Here is a 25,948-nt window from a genome sequence, read left to right as displayed (position 1 = left end):
AGCATGGCAATAACGGAATCACAATTCACGATCAGTCGGCGATCGCTACTGATTGGCGCGGCAGTTAGCAGCTTAGGCGTGATCTTAGAAGGCTGTGCAGCAGGGCAAGAGTCTTTGTTGCAAATTCGCGCCTTGCAGGGGTCAATTCCACCGCAAATGCTTAATGCCTTTCGCAAGCAGGCAGGGGGCGTGAAGCTAGAATATACCGCAGATAGGCAACTGGAGGAGCTTTTTACCCTGTTACAAACCTGGCAGCGATCGCAATCCTCAAATAATCCGCAAAAATCCAATGAATTCGCGCTGCCCAGTTGGATTCCCTTTGTGGGTCAATCTGCCACCGCCAACCCGGTTGATTTAGTGACCTTAGGCGACCACTGGCTATCGGGGGCAATTTCTCAGGGTTTGTTGGCTCCTTTAGATACCGCCACGGTGCAAGGGTCGTCAGCCCTATTTAAAAATCCTCAGTGGAAAGCACTGGTCACTCGCAATGCTGGGGGAAAACCCGATGCGAACGGCAAGGTGTGGGCAGTACCTTATCGGGTTGGCACGACAGTCATTGCCTATCGCCAAGATATTTTTAAGCAGCAGGGTTTGCAACCCCCAACGAATTGGGCAGATCTATGGCGACCGGAGTTGAAAGGACGGATTTCTTTATTAGATCAGCCGCGAGAGGTGATTGGGCTAACCCTGAAAAAGCTGGGCAAGTCCTACAACACTGAAGATCTCGCGACAGTGCCGACTCTAGCAGCAGAACTGCGATCGCTGAATCAACAGGCAAAGCTATATAGCTCTACCCACTATCTCCAGCCGCTATTGCTGGAGGATACCTGGGTGGCAGTGGGTTGGTCGGAAGATGTGCTGCAAAGTGGGCAGCGATCGCCCAACGTGGTTGCCGTCGTGCCCAGTTCTGGAACGGCACTGTGGGCAGATCTATGGGTGCGTCCGGCAGCAAACCCAACCATCCCACGCGCCGTGGCAGAGTGGCTGACGTTTTGCCTGCAACCCGCGATCGCTCAGCAAATCTCCTTGCTCACTTGGGGCGCATCCCCGCTGTTGTTTGGCAAGTCCTTGGCTGACTTGCCCACCCAACTGCACCGCGCCCCCGCCCTATTCCCTGATCCTAAAGTGGTAGAAACCAGCGAATTTTTGCAGCCCTTATCCAAAGCAGCAACGGCGAAATATGAAAAAGCGTGGAAAACCATGCGGCAGTTGTAGTACGCCTTAACCTTAATGCAACTCGTTTAACTACAGCATTAGAAGTTCAAAAAAGATTTGAGCTTAAGGAAGACAATAACGATATGTTAACCGCAAGCAGAAACAGCTTACATCCTAACTGAGCTATGAAAGAACAGAAAATATTAATAGAAAATTTAAAATCTTTAGCGTTGAAATCTAAAGAGTTGGTTAAGGAAAATGCTACTCATCCTTCATTAAGGTTGATGGAAACTATTTATTTTTACGACGAAATTTTAGATTTCCAATACAATGCTGACGGTTCAACCTGCAGCAAATCACAAAGTAAATACGCAAGTGAAAAGAGACTTGTGCTTTCACAAGAGATTTTAAACCTAATTAAATCGACTTTTGAATATGCTCAAGTACTTAAGACTAAAGATGATAATCAGGAATATCTCTTCGCCGAGGTTAACTTGTTAGATAGATTTATTGAGGTAATAGCTAATGACCATTTGAATAAAGAATCTGATTTAGCCGAAGATTATATTGATTCAATAGTAAGAATTTTTTATGGAGATTTAGAGAAAAAGTTTTTTAAATTTGGAATAATTGCTGAAGTATATGGAATTATTGTACAGTTTGAGGAAGAACTCAAGTTTAATTCAAACAACTCACAATTCACTATAAGACAAACTAGAGTCAATGATTTACAGAAAAAGCACACTATTTATCCATATTTAAGTACTATTCCAAAGCCGCTTAATAGAGGAATACTTCCATCCGCAATTATTAATGTAGAGATAGATGAAGTCGATGAAAATGACTTCAATTTAGCTAGGAACGAACTTGAAAAGCTTATTTCTACATTTCGACTCTTTGGAGTATCTAGCGTTCAACGAAATTATTATGAGATGTATTCAGAGGCAGTTTTATGGGATCAGAAAGCCAACAGCGTAGCCTATTCCGGGCAAAAGATAAATGTTTTAGCTAAAATCAATTTCGCAAAAGATGAGGTGCCAAAGTTTATCGATTTCTACAGAACCATATCATGTATTTTGCCTAAGGGATTCTGCGATCCTGGACGACAAGAAAAAGATATGGCTCATTTAACAATTGCATATAGACATTACTGTGAAGCTCTGCTAGCTAATGATAGCTTGGAGGAGAAAATTACAAATGTTGTTATTGGTCTAGAATCTTTACTTCTAGCTGAGAATCAAGAGATTTCCTTTCGTTTTTGGGTTCGTGGAGCTAAAATCCTTAACTTACTTGGCTATTCAGCTCTTGCAGTAAAAAGTAACTTAAAGACCGCTTATGAAGTTAGAAGTACTTTTGTGCATGGTGATGATCTTGATTTAGAGAAAAAACTGAAGAAGTTAAATAGTGAATTGAACAACTCAAATGACTTTCTTATGGAGCTTCTTAATCATCTGCGTGTCTTAATTATTGCTACTATCCTTTTATCTCAAAACGAGGCATTTACCAAGACAAATAAAGGTGTCAAGATTTTTGAGAAAAAAAAGTTGCTTAGCATTGTCGATGATTCTTTGGTTGATAAAGAAAGTGAGCAGAAATTAGAGTTTCTTTTAAGCAGTGTGAAATCTTTAATCAGTATTTAGAAGTTAAAAACTGATTTGGCGCTCCATCTCAAAGGCGATCGCCTGAATCAGCAACAAGTCAGAAGCGTAGGGCAGGGGAGCGCGCTTCCAAGTTCCCTTATGGAATTTTCCAAGTGCCAATCGGAAGGACTCAACTGGGATTAAACTAAGGGGTGAAAACGGGTTAAGACTGGGTAATCTTTGGATAGTGCAAGTCTGACGTTTCATATAGGCACCGTTCAAAGTCATCCATGCAATGGGGTTGGAGTTTATGAGATCTTATTTGGCGGCTGCCATTCAAATGACCAGTGTGCCCGATTTGAAAAAGAATCTGGCGGAAGCAGAAGAACTAATTGACCTAGCAGTGCGCCAAGGAGCGGAACTGATTGGGTTGCCAGAGAACTTTTCATTTTTAGGAGAAGAGCAAGACAAAATGGCGCAGGCGGAGGCGATCGCCCAAGAAAGCGAAAAGTTTATCAAAACAATGGCACAGCGCTTTCAGGTCACCATTTTGGGCGGCGGGTTTCCGGTTCCGGTGGGGAATGGCAAAGTGTACAATACTGCGCTGTTGGTGGGTGCCAGTGGAGAAGAGCTTGCCCGGTACGAAAAAGTGCATTTGTTTGATGTGAATGTGCCGGATGGTAACACCTATCAAGAATCAGTCACGGTGTTAGCAGGGCTACACATGCCGCCAGTTTATCCTTCCAAAGACTGGGGCAATCTGGGGCTTTCTGTTTGCTACGATGTGCGGTTCCCAGAGCTTTATCGCCACCTGTCCCAAATGGGAGCGGAGGTCTTATTTATTCCAGCGGCGTTCACTGCCTACACGGGCAAAGATCACTGGCAAGTGTTGCTGCAAGCACGGGCGATCGAAAATACCTGCTATGTGCTGGCACCAGCCCAAACGGGGCGGCATTATGCTATGCGTCAAACCCACGGACACGCGATGATTATTGACCCCTGGGGTACCGTGCTGGCGGATGCGGGAGATCAACCCGGTGTGGCGATCGCGGCGATTGAGCCGTCTCGCTTAGACCAGGTGCGTCGTCAAATGCCCTCGTTGCAGCATCGCGTGTTTCTCTAACGCTATCCTGGTTCCCTTCAGCGATCGCTCATTTCTCCTAATTGATTGATAGCGTTTCGTATCTTGAACGCAATAGGCTAAAAGAATAGCGATCGCCCCTTCCATCTACTCCTCTAACAACATCAATTGCTGTGGATTGAGGCAAATGTGCCAGGGAAAAGGGTTATCTTTCAAGCTGTCCCATTTTTCCTTAAACACTTCTGCTTGCAAATGGTAATCACTGGAATGGAGTGGAGCCGACTGGAGTTTGAGGAATACGGTCATGCGGTGAGGCGTTTCGCTAGTCGCTGCAACCCAGCAGGGAAAAGTGTTGGCAGGTGACAGGTGACGGGTATCAGATGTCAGGTTGGGACTCTCTATAAATTGCAGATGATGGGCGCGGATGGCAACTTGGGTGAACTGGGCAGTCGGGGGATTTGCAATGTGGAGGGTGCAGTTCCAGTCGATCGCATCAATTTGTTGAATTCCACTCGCCGTAGCGCGAGAAAGGTTTTTGCAGCCGGTCAGTTTAGCGATACTCACCCGATTGGGATGTTCAAAAATAGTGTGTTTATCGGCATGGGCGATCGCGGTGCCCTGCTCTAAGATCAGCAGATTCTTACAAACGCGATAGGCTTCTTCTAGGTTATGGGTGACAAACAAAGTCGTCCCAGCATAGGGACTCAAAGTGGCAATTAATTCTTGCTCCATTTGAAAGCGCAAGTGGGTATCCAGTGCAGAGAACGGCTCATCCAGCAGCAAGACATCGGGGTTGCAAATCAACGCTCTGGCAAGGGCGACGCGTTGCTGTTGTCCGCCGGATAGCTGATGAGGGTAGCGATCGCCCAGTCCTGCCAGTTCCACCGATTGCAATTGTGCCTCTATGCGCTGCCGTAAGGCTTTCTTAGCTTGAGGCAAGCCAAACGCCACGTTTTGGGCAACCGTTAAATGTGGAAACAGCGCATAGTGCTGAAAAATCACGCCAATTCGGCGATCGCGGCTAGAAATATTAATCCCAAGTTTTGAGTCAAACAAGGTGCGCCCGTTGAGAACAATACGACCTTGATCAGGCGTTTCAATGCCTGCAATACACCGCAACAGCAAACTCTTGCCTGCACCGGATGCGCCTAGAATTCCTAAAGGGTAGCGATCGGTGTGAAAAGTAAGGTGGAGGCTGAAGTGTGGGAGATATTTTTGGATATCGACTAGGAGGTGTCGGGTGTCGGGTGTCGGGTATCGGGTATCGGGTATCGGGTATCGGGTGTCGGGTGAAGGAGTGGAGGAGTGGAGGGGTGAAGGAGTGGAGGGGTGAAGGAGGAGGTTAATGGTAGCGACGGCGCTGAGGGAAATGGACAAAATGATCAGGCTCCAGAACCAAGCTTGATCGGTTGCCCCGGCTTCTACGGCAGAGTAGATTGCGAGGGGAATGGTTTCTGTTTCACCAGGAATGTTGCCTGCCAGCATCAACGTTGCGCCAAACTCCCCTAAACCTCGCGCAAAGGTGAGAGTTATTCCTGCCAACACTCCGGGTAGTGCCAGTGGTAGGCTGATTTGCCAAAAAATTCGCAGTTCGGAAGCACCCAAGGTTCTAGCGGCGTGGAGTAGATTGCCATCGATTTGCTCAAAGGCTCCGAGGGCAGTCCGGTACATCAGTGGAAAGGTGACGACAGTGGCGGCGATCGCCCCGGCATACCAGGTGAAGATAATTTCTATGTTGAGCGATCGCAGCAGTTGACCCGCCCAGCCATTGCTTCCAAAAAACTGCAATAAGACAAATCCAACGACCGTCGGTGGCAGCACTAGGGGAGCAATAAACACAGCATCCAGCAGCGATCGCCACCTTCCTCGATAACCTAATAATCCATAGGCAGCCGCAGTTCCGGTGAAAAAAGTGATCAGAGTTGCCACGGCTGACACTTTTAGGGAAATCCAAAGAGGGGAAAGATCAACAGATATCATTCAATTAAAAATTAGTTTTTAGTGGGTTCCGAATCCATATTTTTTGAAGAGTTTTTTTGCTTTATTGGTTGATAAAAACTGAGTAAAATTACGTGCTAATGTTTGATTTTTGCTGCGTTTAACTACGGCGATCGGGTAAACAATTGGCGTATGTAAATTGGCAGAAATTACTTGAGCCACTTTCACTTTGCTGGATGTTTTTGCATCCGTGGCATACACCAAACCTGCTTGCACATTACCCGATTCGACAAATTGCAACACTTGACGCACATTGTTTGCCAACACAAACTTAGGTTGCAATGAATTCCATAATCCTTGTTTCTTCAAGGCTTCTTCGCTATATTGCCCAACTGGAACGCTGCGTGGATCACCGATCGCAATTCGTTTAACGCGAATATCCTTCAAGCTTTGAAGATTTGTAATTCCTGACGCGGTATTCGGCACCACGAGAACCAACCGATTGGTGAGCAAATTGCGGCGGCTGGCTGAGTCAATCAAATTTTTCTGCTGTAAGGTATCCATTTGCTTCTCAGCCGCAGAAATAAAAACATCTGCGGGCGCACCATTTTCAATTTGCTGTTGCAATGCGCCAGAACTGGCAAAGTTATAACGCAAGGTGACGTTTGGCTGAGTTCGATTATAAAGTTGGGCGATTTCTTTGAGGGCATCGGTTAAGCTGGCAGCAGCAGACACGACGAGACGAGAGTTCGTTTGTGCGATCGCTGGAGGATGATCTTGCCATTCCCCCTCAACCATAAGGGCGATCGTTAGGGCAAGTCCAGCTAGGGCAAGACTAAAAATTCGCTTCATTGCTGTCTCCTAAACTTGATTACCCATCTAATAGACATCTGTAGCATAGACACCTGCTTGAAATACATAGTTACCCCATTATTTGTAGTACGGCTGATTTTTTCGGGTTGATTTAAGCGATCGCATGCAAAGCTCTCTAAAGCGAATGGTAGTTGGCGGAGGCTTTTTTGGAGCCACCCTGGTTGTTGCAGTGGCAGGGTATCGACTAGCAGGATGGAACTGGCTGGACTCCATCTACATGGTGGTAATCACCATTTTTGGGGTGGGGTTCGGCGAAATCGGACCCATGACCCCTGGTCTGCGAATTTTTACAATGGTGGTGATTATTTCAGGCTGCACCTCAGTTGCCTATATTTTGGGCGGCTTTTTGCAAATGATTACCGAAGGCGAAATCAAACGAGTATTGGGAGTAAGACGGATGAAGCGAGAAATTGATTTGCTAACAGACCACGTAATTATTTGTGGCTATGGTCGCATTGGGCGAATTTTAGCGAATCAAATGCAAGCGGCTCATCAGTCTTTTGTTTTGATTGATAACGACGACCATCGGGTGGCACAGGCAGAAGGCAAGGGCTTTTTAGTGCAAATGGGCAGCGCTGCCGACGAAAACATTTTAGAAGCAGCCGGGATTATGCGCGCAAAATTTTTGGCAACGGTTCTACCCGATGATGCCATCAATGTGTTTATTACGCTCACCGCGCGCGGGTTGAATCCCGATCTGACTATCCTGGCACGAGGCGAGTATCTTTCTACCGAAAAGAAGTTATTGCAGGCAGGAGCCGATCGCGTGGTCTCTCCAGCGGCGATCGGGGCACTCCGAATGTCGAATATGATTACTCATCCCGCCGCCATGGATTTTTTAGATGAAGATGATGGACGCAATACCCTCAATGAACTGCTGGCTCAAATTGATGTTCAAGTGGAAGAACTGGCAATTTCTCACAAATCTAATTTGATCGGCTCCACCGTGGGAAGCGTTCAAGCGCGGGGCAAAGGCACCTTTATTGTGGTGGCACTGCGGAAGGCAATCGGTTCAACCATTATCAATCCGGGTCATGAAGCCCTTTTAGAGGAAGGCGATACTTTAATTGTGATGGGGCATCTGGGCGACATTCCCAAGTTTGCTCGGCATCATGCCGTTAAACGAGAAATTCAGTACCGGGGTTCCAAGTTTACGCGGTAGCAACGCAACAAAAACCACTGATTGTAATGATAAAACCTATGAAAGCAGCGATCGCTCAACTCAAACCTGAATTCTATTGATCGTCTTGATTCTGAACGCTGACCGATAGCTGTAAACCCATTTCACTCAACCAACCCGCTAACCCATAAATCGCCTGACTGCCCAATGGGGCTAGGATGTCATCCAGCTTTTGTCGTTGCGATTCAGCCTGTTCAGATGACAGCGTAGTGTTGCTAAATGCCTCTACTACATCTAGCAAAGCACTTTTCAGTAAAGTCGGTTCGGGGTCTTCCTCTGCCAAAATGGCTTCAATGTAAGCCGCCGCTTCCTCAGGCTTTTGAAGCGAGTCAATCAAATAATCGTGAAAGCTAATCTTTTGTGAAACTTTTGCACTATTCATAATCTTCTAAAATTCTCTTTGCTTGCTCAATATCACGGCTCTGGGTATCGTGGTGTCCTCCATTAAGAATTAGAATGCCTTCCTTTAGTTCTCCAAAGTAAATTCGATATCCACCGCAACCACCAAGCTTGAACTCACTAACTCCGGAGTCAAGATATTTCCCATCTCCCAAGCTTCCTGACTCTTCCACACGCTTAAGTCTAGCCTTAATTTTTCCAGCAGCTTTAGCATTACGCAGAGAACTCAGCCACTCTAGAAACTGAGGCGTAAAGAAAACTTTTCTAGGATACACTTCCATACACAGTACTCTCGATTATTACGAGAGTACTGTGTATGGAAAATGTCTTGCATCTAACCCCTTATTGTAGCATGTATATAAATAAAGAGCAACAATTTTTATACTTATAAGACCTGTAACGCAGGACTGTAAAGCTTGTTTCTGTTGATAGCATTGCAGTCTTGCAAATAGATCACTAACTATTAAGTTTTTTGAAGGATAGAAATTGACACGTTGGTAAGTAGTGTTTAGCTATTGGTAGCCCGATCTCAGTTCCGCAGAAAAAGCGTCATACACCACCGCGAACTTTCATCGGTTCAAGAGCGCAAAATTTGCAGGATGATGGAAAGACTATTTACTGGGTGTGGGAATGAGATCGCCTGAGTTGTCTGCGTTTCAATTGTTGCAAAAAGCAGCGTCTTTGTTGGTGTATCAATCGGTGCTTGATGTCGAGCAGGAAGCAGGGCAATCCTTTTTGGCATTGCTGCAAGCGATTCACAATGCTCAGGCAAAGGTTGGAGCAAAGGTTTTGGATTGTCTTCATGCTTACGGGCGCTGGTTTCGTTGTTTGTTAGAGGCGGAGCAATCCTGGCAAGATCTTTTACTTACCTGCGTTTTGCGGGATGAAAACCCATTTACCCGACAGGCGCAGCAAAAAGACTTTCAGGCGTTACCATCCGCTTTAGTTTTGCCGGCTCGGCACGATTTGCAAGTACTGCAAGAGTTGTCTAATTGTGGAGAAACTCAACTGAGAAATTGGGTGGAGGCGATCGCCCAGGTTTCTCTCCCCGCGATCGTCTGGGAGCCAACAGACGATTCACCATTAACATCCGTCAAACTTCAGCTACAACGGACTAACTGGGCAGAATGTATAGAAGTGTTTGCCGCTCATTATCGGCAGCATGGCACCGGACTTGTGGCAATGTTTTCTGCATTGCGCTGGCATCAGGGCAAACTGGTGGGAATTGCCTATGCCGATCAAGTCGAACTGGAGGATCTGGTGGGCTATGGTGGGCAGCAAGAAGCCTTGTTGAAAAATACAGAGTTTTTACTCAAAGGCTATCCAGCGCTACATGTGTTGCTGTATGGCAGTCGCGGGTCGGGCAAATCGTCGTTGGTAAAGGCGTTGCTGAATCGCTATCGCCAAGATGGGTTGCGTTTGGTGGAAGTTGCGAAATCAGAGTTGCGAGATTTACCCGCGATCGCCGATCAACTGCGTTCGTTGCCGCAAAAGTTTATTCTGTTTGTCGATGATTTGTCGTTTGAAGAAGACGAGGACGACTACAAAGCATTAAAGGTGGTACTGGAGGGAAATTTGACGGCGCGATCGCAAAATGTAGTGGTTTATGCCACATCCAATCGGCGGCATTTGATTCGCGAGTTTTTTGGCGATCGCCCCCGTCCTAAAGATGGTGATGAAATCCATGCCTGGGACACTGTGCAAGAAAAGCTTTCGTTTAGCGATCGCTTTGGGTTAACCCTCACTTTCGAGCCGCCTGATCAAGCTACCTATTTGCAGATCATCCATCATCTCGCTGCCCAAGCGAATATTTCCCTCAGCCCAGAAGATTTGGAGTTTCAAGCGCTTCAGTGGGCAACTCGCCACAATGGGCGATCGGGTCGCACTGCCCGTCAATTTATCGACTTTCTCCGCGCTGATCTTTCTACAGTGTGATCCCGCTTGACGATTCACCTGATAAGCTATTTGGGATTATTCCTTGATGCTTTAAATATTCGGTTGATCACTATTTTGAGTAGCGCATGGACTTTGGATGGTTGACGAAGGGTGGAGTCGTGATGGTGCCGCTGCTAGGGTTTTCCCTGGTGGCAGTAGCGCTGATTTTGGAACGGGTACTATTTTGGGTCAAGATTGCTCGTCGCCAAGATCGGTTGGCGCGAGAGGTGCTGACGATCTATAGCCATAATCCTCGCAACGCATTTTTGAAATTAGAAAGAAATATGGATCTGCCGATCGCCCGAATTTTTTTGGCAGCGCTAGAACTCGATCGCCCCAATCCTGAAGAGTTTCGCTTAGCCTTAGAAAGCTCGGCTCAAGCAGAGATGCCTTTGCTGAAGCGGTTTAACACGGTGTTTGAAACCATCATCAGTTTGTCGCCGCTGTTGGGCTTGTTGGGAACAGTGCTGGGATTGATTCGCTCCTTTGCGTCGTTGAAGTTAGGAGAAATGGGCGGCAGCAGCACCCTTGGAGTCAGCGCTGGCATTAGTGAGGCGTTAATTTCTACGGCAGCAGGATTGATGGTCGCCATCTTCACTCTGCTGTTTGCCAACACCTTTCGCGGCTTATATTTGCGGCAAATCGCCCTGATTCAAGAATACGGCGGACAGCTAGAATTGCTCTACCGTCGATACTACGAACAAGGAGTGCCTGCGTCCTATGCGTCTACCGGATGAACCCGATCTACCATTTCAGATCAACATCGTGCCGATGATCGATGTGATCTTTGCGATTCTTACGTTTTTTATGATGTCGTCTTTATTTTTGACGCGATCGATGGGAGTGCCTGTCAATTTGCCTAAAGCAACGACGGCTCAAGCTCAAAACTCTGGGCGTTTCACTGTGACGGTGGATGCTGAAGGACAGATTCAGTTAAATAATCAAACTGTGTCGCTGTCTGAACTTCAGCCCCGATTAAAAGCCATGGTTGGAACTCAGCCAGCCCAGGTAATCATCAATGCTGATGAGCAGGTGAGCCATGGTCAGGTGGTGGCGGTGATGGATCAACTGCGCCAAATTCCAGGAGTGAGATTGGCGATAGCGGCACAGCCCCAATAATCTAGCTTTCCTAAAACCAGACTAAAACTGAACGCCCACCGTTGCTGCCTGACCATTGCGATCAATGGTGAACTGGGCAGAAGCAGGGGCATTAGTAATAAAGGCTCTGAGATCATCGAAACTGCGGAGGGCGTTGCCATTGACTCCCACCAAGCGATCGCCCACTTGCAAGCCGCTATTTTCTGCTGCTGAACCGCGATTCACACTTTGAACGACTAATGTGCGGGTATCTACGATTACGCCTAACTGCGCGCCTGTCGCTGAATTGCTGCCTACTCCGACTCCGGGCGATGGATAGGGTGAATCTGAGTTGAAACCAGGATTATACTGAGGAGTTGGGACTTGGGCGCTTTCATAGCCTGGATTGAAGCGATTATCATTCGGCGTGGGAATCACCACAGCACCGCCAGAATATTGACCATTGGGACGAGAGGCAAACTGATTATTGGGTGTCTGCGACTGATAGATGCGGCTATTCTGACGCGATCGCCAAATCGGATCTTGCGGCTTCGGCAGCACCATTCCCCCCGGAAATTGAGAGATTGCTGAATTCGTGGGTGGCTGATAGATCGGCGTTTGATTCGTTTGATTATAAATTGGTGCTCCCGAAGCAATACCAGCGCTTCCAGCACTATTTTGGGCAATGAACGAACGAACCGTTTGCACATTGGTGGCAATGCTAATTCCTGTATTGCTGCCCTGTATCGACTCCAAAATCGCCTTATTCACGCCCACCATTTCACCCGATGTATTCAGCAACGGTCCCCCCGAATTTCCGGGCTGCAACACCACCCGTGATTGCAGATCGCCATTACTGCGGACACTGCTAAACGTGCCCGTTGTCAACACTCCCGGACGACCATAAGGGCTACCAATCGCCAACACGGGTTCCCCTGATTGGGGCGTGCTGGTCGCCAAGGGCACCGTGGGCAGTTGCGACCCAGTTCGCAGTTGAATCAGGGCTAAATCGGAACGGCGATCGATGGCAATCACCTGTCCTGAATAACTTTGTCCATTGAATGTTCTCGCAGATACCTGGCTCCCCACTGCCCCATTCACCACATGATTATTCGTGATCACTAATCCATCGGAGCTAACCACACTGCCAGAGCCAATTTCTCGCCCTGCAAACACCGTCACCACAGCCGGATTCACCCGCTGGTAGATGGTATCCGCTGACCCGGCGATCGCGCGTGATTCATAGGCGATCTGCACAGGAGCGCTAATCGTTGGAATCGGCGTAACCACCAAAGCCGAAGCAGCAAACAACAGCAAATATCGTAGTTTCATAGCATCTGAGTCAAGAGTTTTTGGTGTGAATTAACCTAGCTTTCACGTCCTCAGAACATTGAAACAGTGGGTTAGCGTTCCTATTTCAAAGCACACAGTTAAAACGGTGAACAAACTGTCACACCCTTTCTAAAACTTTTGCGGAAACAGGAGAAGCTAAAAAGTATCAAGTAGAAGAGAGTGGTTACTGTTCCGACGCTCTGGCACCCCCAGGGCGTTTTTAATGTTTAAACGAAAAGCTAGAGAGTATCGTTACCTTTCGAGGGGGAAACTCCGGCATCCGGATGGTTTTTAAGAGATCTCCCAATCGTTGCTAGATTCATTACTCTATGGTTCCCAAATTCCTTCAATGTTTTTATTTCTCTCTAAGCTACTGCCGCTGTTTTTGTATCCTCTCGGTCTAGCGTGTCTGCTGCTGCTGCTAGCGTTAGGACTAATGGTTTGGCGACGAGCGCGTTTGGCAATGATCCCCGCTGGTTTAGCCCTACTGCTGATCCTGATCAGCAGTAATGGCTGGGTAAGTATCTCGTTGCTCAAATCCTTGGAACTTCAATATTTGCCAAGTAGGGAGTTGCCCAAAGCAGATGCGATCGTGGTGTTGGGTGGAGCCACAAGACCAGCGTTTGCGCCCCGTCCCTGGGTGGAGGTGAATGAAGCAGGCGATCGCGTGTTATATGGGGCAAAACTCTATCGAGAAGGCAAAGCGCCTCGTCTGATTTTGAGTGGAGGACGAGTGGACTGGCAGGGAAACAACGATGCTCCGGAGTCGGCAGATATGGTGGAACTCATGAAAACAATGGGGGTTCCCGATGCGGCAATGATCCAGGAGCCGACTTCACGGACGACTCGTGAGAATGCGGTCAATGTGAAACAGATTATGGAGGCTCAGGGAATTAGCAAAATTCTGCTCGTCACTTCGGCGGTGCATATGCCGCGATCGCTGCGAATTTTCCAAAAGCTAGGGATTGATGCGATTCCTGCGCCGACTGATTTTTTGGTCAGCGATCGCGAGCTAGAAGCACTGCAAGCGAGTCCCCAAGCTTTGGCGCTAAGTTTACTCCCTGAAGCCGAGCAACTGAGCAATACTACCCGTGTCATCAAAGAGTATGTGGGCATGGTGATCTATTGGGTGCGCGGCTGGATTTAGCCCTGCCACCTCATAGGCAACTAAAGTCGTCCCACCCTGCGGGAAAAAATAAGCTATATCCCTCAGCCCCTTATCCCAAGTCTGGAGAAGGGGCGCAAGAATAAGTCAAAGTCCCTCTCCCATGGCGGGAGAGGGACTTAGGGTGAGGGGGATTGAGAAAGTCGCACATCGCGTTGAGCCTTTCTTTTGTAGCTTTTAGAAGGAGAATTATGAAGTTTTTCAAACTCTTTAATGAGCAGTTGCTCAGGATTTTGTAAACAAACGTAAACAAAAATGTCTGTTTTTTTATCAAATTGTGTCAGTTAAGCGCTCAAACCCGCACGAGTTAAGCTTTTTTGATACAAACAGGGATGTGCAACGTAAAACGTAAGGTCTGATTTCTCGCTGTCATTGTGTTTTCGTTTTTTTGTTTAATGTCCCGCTTTTCATTTCGGTTCTGGGCAGTTACAAAATCGAAAACCTTTCGATAATTAGCATTGACCTTTAGTGACGACTGCTTGCAATCGCATGATTTAAGGAGCCTAACCGCATGTTTACTCACGTCAAGCCCATCATCAGACATGTTGCACCCGAAGCCCTCGGTGGGAGAAGTCTGGTGAAGGTGGTTTATGTCGTGCTAGAGCCTCAATATCAAAGCGCTCTGTCTGCCGCTGTTCGTTCTATTAACCAGACTCATCCGAGTATTGCTGTTGAAATTAGCGGTTACTTGATTGAGGAACTTCGTGATCCCACAAATTTCGACGATTTTAAGCGGGATGTTTCTCAAGCCAATATTTTTATCGCCTCATTGATTTTTCTAGAAGATTTGGCAGATAAGGTGGTGGAAGCGGTGGAACCTTACCGCGATCGCTTAGATGTTTCGGTCGTCTTCCCCTCCATGCCTCAGGTGATGCGTCTCAATAAAATGGGAAGTTTCTCCTTGGCGCAAATTGGGCAATCCAAAAGCGCGATCGCCAGCTTCATGAAAAAGCGCAAGGAAAAATCAGGCGCAGGCTTTCAAGATGCCATGCTGAAGTTGCTTCGCACCCTGCCTCAAGTGCTGAAATATCTGCCCATGGATAAGGCGCAGGATGCGCGTAACTTTATGCTCAGCTTTCAATATTGGTTGGGAGGTTCTCAAGAAAACCTGGAGAACTTCCTGCTAATGCTGGCAGACAAGTACGTGTTTAAGGGCGAAGTCGGCATCAACGGAAGTGCGGCTCCCATTTTTCAATATCAAGACCCAGTGACCTATCCCGATCTCGGCATCTGGCATCCCCTTGCACCCACGATGTATGAAGACGTGAAGGAATACCTCAACTGGTTTTCCTCCCGTTCAGATATTCCCGCCGATATGCGCGATCCGCTTGTGCCCACGATTGGGCTGGTTTTACAACGGACGCATCTAGTTACTGGCGATGATGCCCACTATGTTTCGATGGTGTCTGAACTAGAGGCGATGGGCGCACGAGTATTGCCCGTGTTTGCAGGCGGACTCGATTTCTCCAAGCCTGTAGAAGCATTTTTCTACGATCCAATTCATAAAACTACGCCGCTGGTCGATGTGGTTGTTTCCCTGACGGGCTTTGCGCTAGTGGGCGGTCCGGCACGACAAGATCATCCGAAAGCGATCGAAGCGTTGACTAAGCTGAATCGTCCCTATATGGTGGCGCTGCCGCTGGTCTTCCAAACCACGGAAGAGTGGCAAGATAGCGAACTGGGGCTGCATCCCATTCAGGTGGCGCTGCAAATCGCTCTGCCCGAACTAGATGGTGGGATTGAGCCAATTATTCTCTCTGGACGGGATGGCAACACGGGCAAAGCGATCGCCCTGCAAGATCGAGTGGAAGCGATCGCTCAACGAGCTATGAATTGGGCAAACCTGCGCCGCAAGCCCAAACTCCATAAGCGCGTTGCCATTACCGTCTTCAGCTTCCCGCCTGATAAGGGCAACGTCGGCACAGCGGCTTATCTAGACGTGTTCGGCTCTATCTACAAAGTACTGGAATCCCTGCGGGACAACGGCTATGACGTACAAGAGCTACCCGAATCGGCAGAAAAACTGATGTTGGAAGTGTTGCACAATGCTCAGGCTCAGTTCAACAGCCCCGAACTCAACATCGCCTACAAAATGTCGGTGCCTGAATATGAAGCCCTCACGCCCTATCACGAACGCCTAATTCCCTCTTGGGGACCGGCTCCGGGCAACCTCAACACCGACGGGCAAAACCTGTTGATCTACGGCAAATCCTTCGGCAACGTCTTCATTGGTGTACAGCCGACGTTTGGCTATGAAGGCGACCCAATGCGGCTGCTGTTTTCCCGTTCCGCCAGTCCTCATCATGGGTTTGCTGCCTACTACACATACCTAGAAAAAATCTGGAAAGCGGATGCAGTACTGCACTTTGGCACCCACGGCTCGTTGGAATTCATGCCCGGAAAACAAATCGGCATGTCCGATGAGTGTTTCCCTGATAGCCTGATTGGCAGCATTCCAAACCTCTACTACTACGCGGCAAATAATCCCTCGGAAGCCACGATCGCCAAGCGCCGCAGCTATGCCGAAACCATCAGCTACCTGACTCCTCCGGCTGAAAATGCGGGATTGTATAAGGGGCTGAAGGAACTGAGTGAACTGATCGCGTCCTACCAAACCCTAAAAGATACGGGGCGGGGCGAGTCTATCACAAACACCATCATGGATCAGTGCCGTGTGGTGAATTTAGACAAGGATGTGGCTTTGCCCGATAAAGATGCGCGGGACTTGACCGCTGAAGAGCGCGATACCGTCGTGGGCAAGGTCTACATCAAACTGATGGAGATTGAATCGCGCCTACTACCCTGCGGATTACATGTTATCGGCAAACCGCCTACGGCAGAAGAAGCGATCGCCACCTTGGTCAACATCGCCAGCCTTGATCGCGAAGAAGATAGCATCCTCAGTCTGCAACGAATCATTGCCAATAGCGTCGAACGCAACATTGATGAGATTTATGCCAATAGCGATCGCGGGGTTCTCAGCGATGTCGAACTGCTAAACAGCATCAACATGTCGGTTCGGAGTGCTGTCGCCGCCATGGTTCACGCCCAAATCGATGAAGAAGGGCGCGTCTCCAAACTCTCGATGTTTAGCAATCTGTTTAACAACAAAAAAGCGCCCTGGGTGGAAGCTTTGCACACCGCAGGCTACACCGCTGTTGATTCTGAACCCCTCAAACCTCTGTTCGAGTATCTCCAGTTTTGCCTCAAACAAGTCGTTGCCGACAACGAACTGGGCGCTCTGCTGGTTGGGCTAGATGGTCAATACATTATCCCTGGTCCCGGTGGTGACCCGATTCGTAATCCTGATGTGCTACCCACTGGCAAAAACATCCACGCCCTTGATCCTCAGTCCATTCCTACGGCAGCGGCTGTGCGATCGGCAAAAGTGGTGGTCGATCGCCTACTCGAGCGCCAACGGCAAGAAAACGGCGGCAACTATCCTGAAACGATCGCCTGCGTTCTTTGGGGCACCGACAACATCAAAACCTACGGCGAATCCCTTGCCCAAATCCTCTGGATGGTTGGAGTCAAACCCATGCCCGACTCCCTCGGACGGATTAACAAGCTAGAGCTATTGTCGTTGGAAGAACTGGGTCGCCCCCGGATCGATGTCGTTGTCAACTGCTCCGGTGTCTTCCGTGATTTGTTTATTAACCAAATGGCACTGCTCGATCGCGCCGTCAAAATGGCAGCCGAAGCCGATGAGCCACTGGAAATGAACTTCGTCCGTAAACACGCCCTCAAGCAATCCGAGGACATGGGCATCAACCTGCGCCAAGCGGCAACCCGCGTCTTCTCCAATGCCTCCGGCTCCTACTCCAGCAACATCAACTTGGCAGTGGAAAACGGCACCTGGGAAAACGAACAGGAACTGCAAAACATGTACCTGGCGCGGAAAGGGTTCGCGTTCTCATCCGATAATCCCGGCATGATGGATCAAAGCGAAGACCTATTTAAGGCGGCACTCAAAACTGCTGATGTCACCTTCCAAAACCTGGATTCCTCGGAGATTTCCCTCACCGATGTCTCCCACTACTACGATTCTGATCCGACCAAAATCGTTGCGGGTCTGCGGGATGACGGCAAAAAGCCGACGGCTTACATGGCAGACACCACCACCGCCAACGCCCAAATCCGCACCTTATCAGAAACTGTGCGCCTCGACTCGCGGACAAAACTGCTCAATCCTAAGTGGTATGAGGGGATGCTTTCCCACGGCTATGAAGGCGTGCGGGAATTGTCGAAGCGTCTGGTGAACACCATGGGCTGGTCTGCCACCGCCGATGCTGTGGATAACTGGGTCTATGAAGACACCAACACCACGTTTTTCAAAGACGAAGAAATGAGCAAACGGTTGATGGATCTCAACCCCAACTCGTTCCGCAAAATGGTGACGACCTTGCTAGAGGCAAATGGGCGCGGCTACTGGGAAACCAGCGAGGAAAACCTCGATAAACTCCGTGACCTTTATCAACAAGTTGAAGATCGGATTGAAGGAATTGAGTAATCTCTAGATCTCTAAAATCTGTGGGGTGGGCACATGCTCACCCTATTTTTTTGACGATGATAAGGGGTGGACGACAATCCATTTCCTAGGCATATTGGAGGGAATCAGCCAAACTCTGCTCTGGTATTCTTATGTCCGTCGATCGCATCTCCCCTCAGCCCTCACAATATTCGCTGTTTTTGGTGTGCGGGTTAGGCAGTTTAGGGCAATTTTGTGTATCGGTGCTAAAAGAGTTTGGCGTGCCCGTAAGCGCGATCACCTTGACTCAGCCTTTAAATTGGGAAGTTCATCAATTTCCAGATCTGCTGGAAGATTTGTTGGTTGGCGATTGTCGCCAAGCGGATTTATTAGAAAAAGCAGGAGTCAAACATTGTCGAGCAGTGTTGCTGGTTACCAGTGACGAGCGGGTGAACATCGAGGCAGCCTTTGAGGTGCGGTTATTGAACCCAGAAGTACGAATTATCGTGCGTTCTGCCAAGGAAAACTTGAATGAACTGGTGGCAGAAAAACTAGGAAATTTTGTCGCGTTTGAAGCCACTCAACTTCCGGCTCCTGCATTTGCGATCGCGGCACTCAATAGCGAAGTTCGCGGTTTCATTCCCTTAAAAGAAAGCCTGTTGCGGGTGATCAAAGTGCCCATTGCCAGCGATCATCGCTGGAGCTATCGCCCGTTACATGAACTGAATACTCAAACTCGGCGAGTCCTCAGCTACAGTTCTAGCGGCACATCCTCATCCACAGAGTTTCATCAACTCAACCCAGATACCCCAGTGCAACCCGGTGACCAAATCGCCTATGTAGAAATCGCCGATAGCTCGGCAAATTTTGGTTTGCAAAGTAACCCAAACACCATCCAGAATCCTCAGAAAAGAGAACGCGCACTTCCCTTTTGGAACCGATGGCGCGATCGAGTTTCTAGAAAAAAACTGTCTCAGACCGTGACAACTCTCTGGAGTTCTAGCGCTCAACAGCAGACCAAGCGGGTTGCTTTAATAGTGGGTGTGATGCTGCTGTTGCTACTCTTACTAGGGACGCTAATTTTAATAGTGGCTCAACGCGTTAATTTTCCCCAAGCTTTCTACACGGCGGCGATCATGTTACTAGGAGCCGACGATGCAGTGTTTAAGACTCTCAAGCCAGACGATGAAACGCCCCCGTGGATGGGCTTGATGAATTTGACTTATATGTTGGCAGGAACCGCTTCGATCGCCGTTCTCTATGCACTCCTGACTGAAACGCTCCTATCTGCAAAGTTTCAGCTACCTAAAAAACGCCCTGCCATCCCTGAACAAAATCATGTGGTTCTAATTGGGTTGGGGCGAATTGGGCGACGGGTCGCAACTTTTTTGCAGCAAATTAAGCAGCCATTAGTTGGCATCAGCAACACCCCTTTAGAACCTACCGTATTGCCGCTGATGCCCTTGATGGTGGGAGATTTGGCAACCAGTTTGAGCAAGGTCAACTTGGAAACGGCAAAAAGCGTGGTAGTCGCTACGGATGACGAAATGACAAACCTGGAAATCGGGTTGATGGCTCATCGGATCAATCCACACTGCGCGGTAGTCATCCGCACATTTGATCCTCGGTTTAGCGCCAGTGTCGATCGCCTGTTGCCTTACGCAAAAGTCTTGTGCGCCTACGATTTAGCAGCAGAAGCGTATGTTGCAGCGGCTTTTGGAGAGAACATTCTCAGCCTCATGCGAATCAATCAGCAAACCGTTTTAGTCACAGAATATGCCATCAGCCAAGACGATACGCTCCAAGGACGATTGCTCTCAGACATTGCTTGCGGCTATGGGGTGGTGCCGATTCTGCATCAACGCTTTGCCCAAGATGCGCGCCTGATGCCTTTGGATGATGCCAAGACCGAAATCGGCGATCGCCTGATTGTTATGGCAACGATTGACAGTTTGCAACGGGTGGAGCGAGGCGAATTGCTGCCCCGCACTTGGACAGTCCACATCGATCGCGCCCTGTCTAACGATGCTGTGTTTGATGGAGCTAACGCGATCGCTCGTATTTCTGATTGCGGCATTCACCTTGCCCGTGAAGTGATGAGTCAACTCCCTGCCGTTTTGCCCGTTCCCCTGTATCAACATCAAGCCCTGCGACTGGTGCGAGAACTAAGGAAATGTCAGGCGATCGCCCAAGCTGTTCAGAGTAAAAGATAAGAAGTAACGAACGTAGAAAATGTACGATCGCTTGTCCATTTTATTTAGTTTGATAACCAGTTCGAGCAATTGGATTGTCGGTATGGATGCATTTCATGGCAATCCCTATGGCGGAGCAACCTTGAAACTTGCACTGGCTCAAATCCAGAAACTCACGGCGATCAAACCCAAACAAGCGTTTGTGGACCAGGGCTTTCGTGAGACAACTCATCATCCCTTTGGGGTTGAGGTGTTCGTTGCAGGGATTCGCAAATTGACGGGCGCACTCAAACGCACGCTCAAACGCCGCAGTGCGATTGAACCTGTGATTGGGCATAGCAAACAAGACTATGCTTGAGGCGCAACTTTTTGCAGGGCACAATCGGCGACCGGATCAATGCCTTGCTGGTTGGCTGCGGCTTCAATTTGCTTAAACTATTTTGCTTCTTTTTGACTCATCCCTGATTCCCTCTCAGGCGATCGCCTAATCCAGGTTCTTCAAGAACGACTAGCTAAACACTAGCGGTTTTTGGGGTCGGGCGATAAATGATGGTTTCTACTATGCGCCGACGATCGCGAGATGAAATGCCAACGAGTCGCACGTATTGGTTAGGCGATTCCGTAAGGCAGGTTTCTAGAGCCGCGATTGCGTTTGCCCCATCCCCTTCATAGCTGCCGTAACAGTTCCAAGAACCGGTGCGAAAGCGGCGCTCATCCACAGTTTCGATCGCCAACCGATAGCCTTGTCCTAAGATTTGGTTGATTGCAGACACCATCTCTGGGGTAAGAATGGTACTGGATGATTGACCAGCGTAGCTAGTGGGATCGGCTGGCGGAGTCAGCGGGGGCGGGTTGCCATTATTCGAGTTGGGATCGTAGGCGCGAAAGAAGTCGCGATCGTGAATGGTTTCGCTCTTAGGCACACTACTATTGTCTGTATTGCCTAGCTTCCGGTTGAAGTAAAGCGATTTGTTATATTCTTCTGCCAACCGCATTTCCTGAACCCGCTTTTGCTCTTGCACCAGTTCATTGCCCACTTCAATCAGGTGAGGCAGGCTAAAATCGGGCTGGTGAAACTCCGGTGGGCGCTCTGCACTATTGACTACCCGCTGAGAAATCCGGTCTAGCCCAACATCGTGGATTAACTGGCGAATTTGCTCATCATACAGGCGCGATCGCACGGCACCAAAAAAGTCGATCGATTGAGTCGGAAAGGTATCCACCAAGGTTTCGATATCGTGTTTAGCCAGTTGATCTGCCCGAAAAATGCCGCCGACAATGCCAATGCGATCGTCCCGGTCTGGCTCCCAGAAAAACTTATCCATCCGCCCATCTCGAACCAACGGAGCGTAGAGGGTGGCAAAATCATTCCCCGTCACAATGATCGGAATTCGTTGAATCTGTTCAGAATCATAGCTGCCGGGAAGTTGTACGTTCGTCGGATTATCGGCAATATTCATCAACGTGCCGTTCACCAGTTGAGTATTCACGGTGTACTGAGTATATTGATCAACTCGTCCGGCTCCAGCATCAATATCATTAATCATCAGCACTGCCATTTTGCCCCGCACTTTCACCATCTCGGCGGCTTCTCGATAGCGCAACCGAACCAGACGGGCAGGATCACCCGCATCGGGGCTTTCCAACTCTCCAGCAGACATATGCACCACACTGATGCCCATCCGCTCAAATACCAAATCGCACTGGAAGGATTTTCCTTCACCTTTGCGCCCGTGAACACCCAAAATCAAGGGCACTTTCACATTGGGTAAATTCAAATAGTTCTTTGTGATGTGAACCGATAGCTTATCGATGAAGCGAGGAGAAATATAAAAACTCATGGCACAGAGAAAAATGTTAGCTAGATAGACTCATCCAGCGGCAAGTGGGTCAAAACAAGATGTTCTAAGGGTTCGTCAGGGCAACATTCAATTACCGCTTCAAACGCTTCTAGTAGTTTAGCGGCACTGTCGCCCAATAAGGGGCTTAAACCCCAGACATCTTCTACCCAATCATGAGGATCGATTTCTTCAAAGATGAGGCGTTCAAATAGGTGTTTTATTTCAGCTTTGGAAAGGGTCATAGCAAGTGGAAAGTCAGGATGGGGGTAAAAGTGAGTTCAAACGGGATGAATCTGACGGGACGAAACTGTTAAAAATTCCAGCGATCTAAAAATGCCAGCGGTCGCGCCTTTTATGCTGGATGGAAGCGCGCTATTGAATGCATCTCTAGAAGGAGGCTAAATCTTAAAGTAAATAGGGTTCACAGGGCAAAAAACCGCGATCGCGTTCTGACTACTAGCCTAAAAGTCCGCCACCGCTAGGTGCTAAGACAGTTAATCCATTGGGAATACACTCCAAATGAATCGGTGTCGTCCCAATGACTTCTCCATCCACAACCACTTTTTGCGGGGGGGTCGTCGTGATTTTAATGTCTTTAGCTCGTCCATGGAGAACATTTTGCTGTTGAGCATCGGCTCCCACCAATGCAGACCCCAGCATTTTTACCATCGTGGTGACTGCTTGCATCTTTGTTTCGCTAGTAGCAATGGTAACGTCTAGCAGTCCATCATCATAGATCACCTGTCCGGCTCCTTGTGCCAAAACCGAGGTCGGCGGTGCAGCATTCGCCACCGTAATTGCAGATGCCTGAACGTGATAGGTTTCTCCCTCCGCTTCAATTTCTGCATCAAAGGGTTCTTGAACCCCTAACATTTGCCAGCCTGCCATCATATAGGCCATTGCGCCCCACTGATTTTTTAATTCGCGGCTCGCTAAATCTACGGTCTCTGCTTCATAGCCTACGCCCGCCAGCAAGATCATGGGCAACCCATTACAGCGAGCAGCATCGATCATGCGGGTTTGTCCTGCCAAAATCACCTGGCAAGCGGCACGAATGGGTAAAACACGAGGAATACCCAGGGCAGCCGCAAACGCATTGGCAGTACCACGAGGAATCACGCCTAACGAAATACCAGTGCCAATCAAGGCTCCAGCAACAGCGGAAACGGTTCCATCGCCGCCAGATGCAATCACTATATCGGCATTGGCAGCGATCGCCTCACAAACCAATTCTTCGGGATTTATTTCTGCCGTAGTCAGGTGAACATGTAAGCTCATGTGAGGTTGCAGCAGTTGCCGAATCAAATCTAAATCTTGCTCGCCCGTTCCTTGACCCGCAACCGGATTGTAAATCAGATGAGCAACTTGGCTTTTTGCCAACCGGCTGATAATTGCCTCAGCCGTGCTGAGATTAGTTGCAAGAGGTACATTATGCACATTGCAAACCCGCAGCAATGCTTGAATGTCTGGCTCGTGGGGCTGAGCATACAGCGGATCGACCAGAAAAATAACTGTCATCACATTTCCATCACAGATTTCTGAAGCAATCTGTGTGTCCCCTCCTGAAGGGCCTGCCAGCTTGGTTTCAATGGGCAACCCAGTTGCAGCTTGAATTCGCTGACCCGTAGCACCCGTGGCAATCAGACGATAACGCGCTAGCACCGGAGCGTAAGTTGTGGCAAAACTGACGATATCGTCTTTTCTAGAGTCGTGAGCGATCAGGGCGATAGTTGAAGACATAGCAGCTTTGTAGCGAACCGTAAATTAATTAATACGCTGTGCAAATGATACGGCATGGAAGCAGCAGTTAAGAGGTTTCTAAGGACAAAACTTACTCAACCGTGCTGTCCTTGCGTAAGGTCAATTCCTTGGGGTTGCTCAAAGTTTTACGAGGCAGGCACAAGGCTCTTAAAGTGTAATGCCGTCCCAATCTGCGATCGCGTCGGTAGATTGAACCAAATGCATCCCGGCTTTGGTAAACCGTTGGTAAGCCGCATCCGCTTGCTCGGTGAAGTCAATCACACCGGGAACCACTACGGGCGAGGTGCAATCTTCCAGCAAATACACTTTGCTGGCTAAGGCAGGATCAAATACTTGAATCTCTGTCAGTAAATCGGCGATCGTCCAGGCAACACAGTGACTTTTCGCCTGACCTGCCACAATCACCGCATCAAACTCCAGCAGGGTTTGAATCAGGGATGTATTTTTCTGCGCCAAGATGCCGCCCTCCATGTTCTCCATTACTTCTGGACGCAAGACTGAGTAATTTTCGGTTAACGGATGGCTGCCCTTCAGTTCAAATTGGGTTTGGCTACTGCGGGCGATGGCGTGAAAAAACATCGCCTCTTCTACGGCTGAGACGATCGCGTGTCCAATGCCGCCCAGCATGGAATGATAGGGCCACACGGTCAGGGGGTATTTGCCTGCATCCGTTAGCTTTTTAGTGTAGTGCAGAGCATGGCTCTGCAAGGCTTCCAGGTTACCTTTGGCGAGGCTGGGCGCGATCGCGGGATTGACTCGCCAAAGGCCCTGCTGCACATCTTCAAAAGTGATCATCGTGGCGGCTGGAGTTGGATTTCCCCCGGCTGCATTCACCCAAAAAATCGGATGGAAAATCTGCATTGCCGTGTGAGTATCCATCGTCGGTGTGATTTGAGTAATCACGCCCAAATTGCGATAGATAAACTCACACAGTCGCCTGCTGTCATCCACTGCGCCCATGCCCGACTGTCCACCGACAAATAGCTCAAAATCGGGAATACAAAAGGTATTTTGCACATCGATCGCCAGTAGACAGATCCGTGTTTTATCCGCTGCCGCAGGCTGAAGACTGTGCTGCCGTGCCCACTGTGCCGCCTGAACCGCGCGATCGCCATAGGGCACTCGCCAAATATCTTTTACAGTCTGCGGATCAAAGTGGGTTGGAATGGGCAATTGAGCCTGAGTCATCGGGCAACTCCAGTAATTGAAAGGATTGAGGATTGTTTTTTCTGGGCTTAACGTCGCAGTGCTTTCAGTCCAAGATTCGGAAACAACTGGCTGGCAACAGAAAACTGCACCCAGGCAGTCGCTAGTGTCTCCAAAGACCGAGCCACGATCAATGAGCCTGCGTCTACTGCTTCATAACCACAGTCTTCCACTAAATCCGCCGCAATCTTTTTAGCGTCTGAATCGTCGCCGCAGTAGAAAACACTGGGGCGATCGCTGCCAAATTGCCTGGATTCTGAACCAATGACTTCTGCAAAAGTAATGTTAAATGCTTCGACCACCTTGGCATGGGGTGCAAGCTGTTGGATTCTCTCCGCAACAGAGTTTTTTAGTTCCGTCGCTAGCCCAATCGTTTGTCCGGTGAAGTCCGGTTGTAACCCACTCACGCAAGTGATAATAACTTTCCCATCCAAAGAACCAACCGTGTGAATCACCTCTTCTAATGCAGGCAATCCTACAGCCAGCAAGACCACTTCACTGTGGGCAACTGCCTCTGCGGGGGTGCCAAAACTTGCCGTTTGTCCGGCTAATACAGCCAGTTGGCGAAGCTTGTTCTCATCTCTGGAATAGGAAAAGATCACCTGATGCCCAGCTTTAGCCCAGAGTTTCCCCAAACCGCCGCCCATATTTCCCGATCCGACAATCCCAATTCTCATTTGTCGCCCTTATTTTTCATTTGGTTTTCAAGGGGTTAATTGACCTTGATTGACTTGTTAAATAACCCGCAATGGCGATCGCAATAGT

21 protein-coding genes are annotated in these 25,948 nt (G+C 48.8%); 11 read left to right on the top strand and 10 right to left on the bottom strand.

The features are described from left to right. Positions 1–3 precede the first annotated feature (3 nt). The 3 genes from AC1S5B_RS12040 (at position 4) to AC1S5B_RS12030 (ending at position 3,858) form a co-directional block, all read left to right on the top strand. Entirely contained in the window at positions 4–1,215 is a 1,212-nt protein-coding gene (locus tag AC1S5B_RS12040; RefSeq protein WP_482035916.1) for an extracellular solute-binding protein, read from the top strand. 125 nt (positions 1,216–1,340) lie between these two features. Continuing rightward, the gene (locus tag AC1S5B_RS12035) at positions 1,341–2,795 is read left to right on the top strand and encodes a hypothetical protein (RefSeq protein WP_482035915.1); all 1,455 of its coding nucleotides are present in this window, start codon (positions 1,341–1,343) and stop codon (positions 2,793–2,795) included. 250 nt (positions 2,796–3,045) lie between these two features. Continuing rightward, positions 3,046–3,858, top strand: coding sequence for a carbon-nitrogen hydrolase family protein (locus tag AC1S5B_RS12030; protein ID WP_482035914.1), 813 nt, complete (start codon positions 3,046–3,048; stop codon positions 3,856–3,858). Positions 3,859–3,963: 105 nt separating this feature from the next. Here AC1S5B_RS12030 and modB read toward each other — a convergent pair whose 3' ends face one another. Next, positions 3,964–5,796: a molybdate ABC transporter permease subunit gene (gene modB / locus AC1S5B_RS12025; protein WP_482035913.1), complete on the bottom strand. Its 1,833-nt coding sequence runs from the start codon at positions 5,794–5,796 to the stop codon at positions 3,964–3,966. A gap of 18 nt (positions 5,797–5,814) precedes the next feature. Next, positions 5,815–6,606 (bottom strand): molybdate ABC transporter substrate-binding protein, encoded by a 792-nt coding sequence (gene modA / locus AC1S5B_RS12020; RefSeq protein ID WP_482035912.1) that lies wholly within the window; start codon positions 6,604–6,606, stop codon positions 5,815–5,817. 145 nt (positions 6,607–6,751) lie between these two features. On the opposite strand from modA, the gene AC1S5B_RS12015 reads away from it, so the two are divergent. Continuing rightward, positions 6,752–7,789 (top strand): potassium channel family protein, encoded by a 1,038-nt coding sequence (locus tag AC1S5B_RS12015; protein WP_482035911.1) that lies wholly within the window; start codon positions 6,752–6,754, stop codon positions 7,787–7,789. Between the two features lie 73 nt (positions 7,790–7,862). Here the strand turns inward: AC1S5B_RS12015 and AC1S5B_RS12010 are convergent, their stop codons facing one another. Further along, positions 7,863–8,189 carry a helix-turn-helix domain-containing transcriptional regulator gene (locus AC1S5B_RS12010; protein ID WP_482035910.1) on the bottom strand — a complete coding sequence of 109 codons (327 nt, stop codon included), beginning with the start codon at positions 8,187–8,189 and terminating at the stop codon, positions 7,863–7,865. Next, positions 8,182–8,487 carry a type II toxin-antitoxin system RelE/ParE family toxin gene (locus AC1S5B_RS12005; RefSeq protein ID WP_482035909.1) on the bottom strand — a complete coding sequence of 102 codons (306 nt, stop codon included), beginning with the start codon at positions 8,485–8,487 and terminating at the stop codon, positions 8,182–8,184. Before AC1S5B_RS12005 ends, AC1S5B_RS12010 begins: the two co-directional genes overlap by 8 nt. Positions 8,488–8,836: 349 nt before the next feature. Here AC1S5B_RS12005 and AC1S5B_RS12000 point away from each other — a divergent pair, with 349 nt between their 5' ends. The 3 genes from AC1S5B_RS12000 to AC1S5B_RS11990 all read left to right on the top strand — a co-directional run bounded on the left by AC1S5B_RS12000 (position 8,837) and on the right by AC1S5B_RS11990 (position 11,260). Then, positions 8,837–10,141, top strand: coding sequence for an ATP-binding protein (locus AC1S5B_RS12000; RefSeq protein WP_482035908.1), 1,305 nt, complete (start codon positions 8,837–8,839; stop codon positions 10,139–10,141). A gap of 86 nt (positions 10,142–10,227) precedes the next feature. Further along, positions 10,228–10,878 carry a MotA/TolQ/ExbB proton channel family protein gene (locus AC1S5B_RS11995; protein ID WP_482035907.1) on the top strand — a complete coding sequence of 217 codons (651 nt, stop codon included), beginning with the start codon at positions 10,228–10,230 and terminating at the stop codon, positions 10,876–10,878. After that, positions 10,862–11,260, top strand: coding sequence for an ExbD/TolR family protein (locus AC1S5B_RS11990; protein ID WP_482035906.1), 399 nt, complete (start codon positions 10,862–10,864; stop codon positions 11,258–11,260). The genes AC1S5B_RS11995 and AC1S5B_RS11990 overlap by 17 nt, the downstream gene beginning before the upstream one ends. Before the next feature lie 21 nt (positions 11,261–11,281). On the opposite strand, the gene AC1S5B_RS11985 is transcribed toward AC1S5B_RS11990, so the two are convergent. Continuing rightward, positions 11,282–12,550 (bottom strand): S1C family serine protease, encoded by a 1,269-nt coding sequence (locus AC1S5B_RS11985; protein WP_482035905.1) that lies wholly within the window; start codon positions 12,548–12,550, stop codon positions 11,282–11,284. Between the two features lie 349 nt (positions 12,551–12,899). Between AC1S5B_RS11985 and AC1S5B_RS11980 the strand changes: the two genes are divergently transcribed. The 4 genes from AC1S5B_RS11980 (at position 12,900) to AC1S5B_RS11965 (ending at position 20,733) form a co-directional block, all read left to right on the top strand. Continuing rightward, positions 12,900–13,697 (top strand): YdcF family protein, encoded by a 798-nt coding sequence (locus AC1S5B_RS11980; protein ID WP_482035904.1) that lies wholly within the window; start codon positions 12,900–12,902, stop codon positions 13,695–13,697. 529 nt (positions 13,698–14,226) lie between these two features. After that, on the top strand, positions 14,227–18,225 hold the full coding sequence (locus AC1S5B_RS11975) for a magnesium chelatase subunit H (protein WP_482035903.1): 3,999 nt from the start codon (positions 14,227–14,229) through the stop codon (positions 18,223–18,225). A 131-nt stretch (positions 18,226–18,356) separates the two neighbouring features. After that, complete coding sequence (locus AC1S5B_RS11970; protein ID WP_482035902.1) at positions 18,357–20,396, top strand: potassium channel family protein; 2,040 nt, start codon at positions 18,357–18,359, stop codon at positions 20,394–20,396. A gap of 82 nt (positions 20,397–20,478) precedes the next feature. Beyond that, entirely contained in the window at positions 20,479–20,733 is a 255-nt protein-coding gene (locus AC1S5B_RS11965) for a hypothetical protein (RefSeq protein ID WP_482035901.1), read from the top strand. Between the two features lie 154 nt (positions 20,734–20,887). On the opposite strand, the gene AC1S5B_RS11960 is transcribed toward AC1S5B_RS11965, so the two are convergent. The 5 genes from AC1S5B_RS11960 to AC1S5B_RS11940 form a co-directional block, all read right to left on the bottom strand. After that, positions 20,888–22,216 carry an AAA family ATPase gene (locus AC1S5B_RS11960; protein WP_482035900.1) on the bottom strand — a complete coding sequence of 443 codons (1,329 nt, stop codon included), beginning with the start codon at positions 22,214–22,216 and terminating at the stop codon, positions 20,888–20,890. A 20-nt stretch (positions 22,217–22,236) separates the two neighbouring features. Then, positions 22,237–22,458, bottom strand: a complete 222-nt coding sequence (locus AC1S5B_RS11955; protein ID WP_482035899.1) for a hypothetical protein — start codon at positions 22,456–22,458, stop codon at positions 22,237–22,239. 214 nt (positions 22,459–22,672) lie between these two features. Further along, positions 22,673–23,956 (bottom strand): methylglyoxal synthase, encoded by a 1,284-nt coding sequence (gene mgsA, locus AC1S5B_RS11950; RefSeq protein ID WP_482035898.1) that lies wholly within the window; start codon positions 23,954–23,956, stop codon positions 22,673–22,675. Positions 23,957–24,124: 168 nt separating this feature from the next. Beyond that, complete coding sequence (locus AC1S5B_RS11945; protein WP_482035897.1) at positions 24,125–25,165, bottom strand: cysteine hydrolase family protein; 1,041 nt, start codon at positions 25,163–25,165, stop codon at positions 24,125–24,127. A gap of 47 nt (positions 25,166–25,212) precedes the next feature. After that, on the bottom strand, positions 25,213–25,860 hold the full coding sequence (locus tag AC1S5B_RS11940; protein WP_482035896.1) for an NADPH-dependent F420 reductase: 648 nt from the start codon (positions 25,858–25,860) through the stop codon (positions 25,213–25,215). Between the last annotated feature and the right edge of the window lie 88 nt (positions 25,861–25,948).

The sequence above is a fragment of the Leptolyngbya sp. CALU 1928 genome, assembly GCF_056784215.1.
The sequence above is the reverse complement of the archived record's forward strand: the minus strand, read 5'-3'. Positions and strand labels throughout refer to the sequence as shown.